The organism is Hydrogenophaga sp., assembly GCF_051007235.1.
In the GTDB taxonomy this organism is placed as follows: Bacteria; Pseudomonadota; Gammaproteobacteria; order Burkholderiales; family Burkholderiaceae_C; genus Hydrogenophaga.
Genome location: NZ_JBPCSJ010000438.1, coordinates 1 through 1,879, shown reverse-complemented (window position 1 = coordinate 1,879; position 1,879 = coordinate 1). Strand labels below are relative to the sequence as shown.

The 1,879-nt window shown below is 65.0% G+C and carries 1 protein-coding gene and 1 pseudogene; both read right to left on the bottom strand.

Going from position 1 to position 1,879, the window contains the following annotated elements:
* On the bottom strand, positions 1-1,487 hold a 1,487-nt coding region (ahpF, locus tag ACR2JA_RS15665; protein WP_434010007.1), incomplete at its 3' end, for an alkyl hydroperoxide reductase subunit F.
* 217 nt (positions 1,488-1,704) lie between these two features.
* Positions 1,705-1,879: pseudogene (locus ACR2JA_RS15660) on the bottom strand (peroxiredoxin); the annotation flags it as partial.

Here is a 1,879-nt window from a genome sequence, read left to right as displayed (position 1 = left end):
GTCGTGCAGTCGCCGGCGGCGAACACGCCTTCCACGTTGGTGTGGCCCTTGGCATCGACCACGATTTCGCCGAAGCGGCTGAGCTCGACCGTGCCCTTGAGGAACTCGGTGTTGGGCTCCAGACCGATCTGCACGAACACGCCTTCCAGCGGCACGAGATGCTCCTGGTTCGTGGCGCGGTCCTTGTACTTCAGGCCGGTGACCTTGCCCGTGTCTTTGCCGTCCGGGTCCACGCCGGTGATCTCGGTGGTCTGCGCGTTCACGTGGATGGTGACGTTGGGCAGGCTTTTGAGCTTGCTCACCAGCACCGCGTCGGCCTTGAGCTGGTCGGCGAACTCGATCAGGGTCACGTGCTGCACGATGCCGGCCAGGTCGATGGCCGCTTCAACACCCGAGTTGCCGCCACCGATGACCGCCGTGCGCTTGCCCTTGAACAGCGGGCCATCGCAGTGCGGGCAGTACGCCACGCCCTTGTTCTTGTATGCCTGCTCGCCCGGCACGTTGACATTGCGCCAGCGCGCGCCGGTGGACAGGATGACGCTGCGCGCCTTGAGCTCGCCGCCATTCTCCATCTGCACCGTCACCAGACCGCCCGGCTCGCTGGCGGGAATCAGCTTCTGTGCGCGCTGCAGGTTCATCAGATCCACCTCGTAGTGGCGCACCTGGGCTTCCAGCGCCGCGGCGAACTTGGGGCCGTCGGTTTCCAGCACCGAGATGTAGTTCTCGATCGCCATGGTGTCGTTGGTCTGGCCGCCAAAACGCTCGGCCGCCACGCCGACGCGGATGCCCTTGCGGGCGGCGTACACCGCCGCGGCCGCACCGGCCGGGCCACCACCAACGATCAGCACGTCGTAAGGATCCTTGGCGTTGAGTTTGGCGGCTTCGCGCTCGCCCGACTTCGTGTCGAGCTTGGCGACGATCTCTTCCACGCTCATACGGCCGGAGGCGAACACCTGGCCGTTCATGAACACCATGGGCACGGCCATGATCTCGCGCTCGGTCACTTCCTGCTGGAACGCGCCGCCTTCGATCACCACGGTCTGGATCTTGGGGTTGACGATGGCCATGAGCGACAGCGCCTGCACCACGTCCGGGCAGTTGTGGCAGGTCAGGGACATGTAGACCTCGAAGCGGAAATCACCGTCCAGCGCCTTGATGGAGTCGATGACCTCCTGTTCCACCTTGGGCGGGTGACCACCGGTCCACAGCAGGGCCAGCACCAGCGAGGTGAACTCGTGGCCCAGCGGCAGACCGGCAAAGCGCACACCCGCGGTTTCACCGGCACGGGCGATCACGAACGACGGCTTGCGTGCATCGTTGCCCGAGGTGTCCAGCGTGACCTTGTCCGACAGGCTGGCGATGGTTTCCAGGAGCGAACGCATCTCAGCGCCGGTGGCGCTGTCGTCCAGCGACGCGATCAGCGTGATCGGCTGGCGCAGCATGCCCAGGTATTGCTGCAATTGGGCCTTGAGGGTGTCGTCAAGCATGGGGAACTCCTGAAAAGGAAAATGAAGGTGCGGAAGGCCGCTGGTGCATGGGCCTGCAGGCAAGCCCATGGGGCAGCGGAACTGCCAGGAAAGGAGGCACAGAAACAGCGCCGAAGCGAAGTGACTTCATCCAGAACGCGGCGGAACCGGCTCTGCCGGGCCGCACGCGTTGTCCCCCTGGGGGGATGACGCGCCGCATGGGGCGGCGCAGGGGGGATCAGATCTTGCCGACCAGGTCCAGGGAAGGTGCCAGGGTCTTTTCGCCTTCGATCCACTTGGCGGGGCACACCTGGACGGGGTTGGCGGCGGTGTACTGTGCAGCCGTGAGATTGCGCAGGGTCTCGGAGACGTCACGGGCGATTTCGTTGGAATGGACTTCCATGGTCTTGATC